Consider the following 1693-nt stretch of genomic DNA (forward strand, 5'->3'; position numbering starts at 1 on the left):
AACGCGGTCATCGTATATGAGGCTTGCCGACGAAGAATCGGCGCTCATGAAGACGCTGGGGTTCACATCGAAGCGTTATCCACCCGAGACAGTCATTTTCAGCCAGGGTGAGGACAACGATCGCGTATTCATAGTCGAGTCGGGCTGGGGTTGTCTGTCGCACGAACTTGCAGGGGGGCAGCGACAGATCCTGGATTTTGCCTTGAAAGGCGATCTCGTCCTGTCCCGGTTGAGCGGGGGTGGCGCGCTTGAAACGTTTGTTGCTCAAACCGAACTGAACGTCTTGGTAGCCTCGACCAAGACATTTACGCTCGCAGCCATGAAATCCCCCCATCTTTTCTCTCTGATCGTCGAGGCTCTTGGGCACAAGGGTGCCGTCATCGCAGAACATCTCACCAATGTTGGACGTCGCAGTGCCTTGGCGCGGACCGCACATCTGTTTCTCGAATTGAGGGCGCGCCTGGAACACATAGGCTCCGTCACCCGCGATAGCTATGAATGCCCTTTGACCCAGTACGATCTCGCGGACGCCCTCGGCCTCACTCCGATTCATGTCAACAGGATGCTGCGCGAACTGCGCGAGCGTAAATTTCTCGAATTCCGGCAAGGGCGTGTTCGCGTGCTCGATCTACGAGGCATGACGGAATATGCGGGTTTCGAATGCAGCTATATCGACAGTTGACATCTGGCTGTAGGAGCAACTTGGCATCCAGATGCGTCCTCAGCGAGGTGCGCATTGCCGTCCCGCGGCAAGGCGGGCAAAAGGGCAAGTGGTTGCGCGGTTTGGCTCCGCACGGCCATTGGCGCAGGCTGACCCTTCCCGGCGCATTGCGCCGGGGCCGGCTCGAAGCCTTGCGTGTTCGACCGCCCATCTACGGGCAGTGCTTCCGCGGCGCCGGCTTGGTGATTTCCATCTCCCTTTAGCTGCTGGCCAGCAAAGCCCTAGGGCAAATGTTGGTGTCCGCAACCAAACCTATGGCGCAGCGCCGATGCCGCCGGTGCGCCGTTCGCTCATCGCGGCGTTGTCAAATCCACATGCGGGCAGCTTTGCTAGCGCGAGCTACATCCCCTGATTGGACATGACCTGGAATGGCCGGTGCGGTCTGGAGTGTTGGGATGCGGGCCACACCGGCCATCGCGGTCGGGGGGCCTCCCGCAAGGATTGGTATATCTTATATTAGCTACAGTGCAATTAAGCCTATCGGACGACCACCACCATCGCCGCGAACGGGAAGGATTCGAGTGCAGACCGAGCATTGCGGACTTGCTGTTCAGACCGAGTTGGAGACCGTCGGGAATGCCGATTGCGGCGACTCGACACAGCGCGTTCCCTCCCCTGTACTGAGCCTCAGCCTGGGGAAGGCGAACAGTTTGCGGGCGCTTTGCCGCCTTGGTTCTGCTCAGGGGCAACCTTCAGCGGCGTTGGTTGACTGTTCTAGCACCTGCCGATGATTGCCATTCTTGGGATGCTCTGGACATCACCTCGGCTAAACGCCCCGATGCTGGAACGTCGGCATGGAAACACACCGATCTCATCATCGACGTCGTGCCCGGTCGCGGCGGAATGTTCTCGCTTGAGAACGGGCGGGAGAAGCGGTTCCTGACGCGGTCGATGGTTTGTAATGTTGAGCCAGGAGCCAGCTGATCTGCCGGCCTGCGGGTTTTTCCGGAGCGCCGGCCCCTGAGGCGACAT

At 59.6% G+C, this 1693-nt stretch carries 1 protein-coding gene and 2 pseudogenes; all 3 read left to right on the forward strand.

The window, feature by feature from the left end:
- Positions 1-682: Crp/Fnr family transcriptional regulator (locus FJ938_RS29215; RefSeq protein WP_348642304.1), on the forward strand; the 682-nt coding region annotated here is incomplete at its 5' end.
- A gap of 71 nt (positions 683-753) precedes the next feature.
- Positions 754-891 (forward strand): annotated as a pseudogene (locus tag FJ938_RS30225) (IS630 family transposase); the annotation flags it as partial.
- A gap of 619 nt (positions 892-1510) precedes the next feature.
- Positions 1511-1645 (forward strand): annotated as a pseudogene (locus tag FJ938_RS29220) (DUF779 domain-containing protein); the annotation flags it as partial.
- Positions 1646-1693 lie beyond the last annotated feature (48 nt).

Source organism: Mesorhizobium sp. B2-4-14, assembly GCF_006442155.1.
GTDB lineage: Bacteria > Pseudomonadota > Alphaproteobacteria > Rhizobiales > Rhizobiaceae > Mesorhizobium.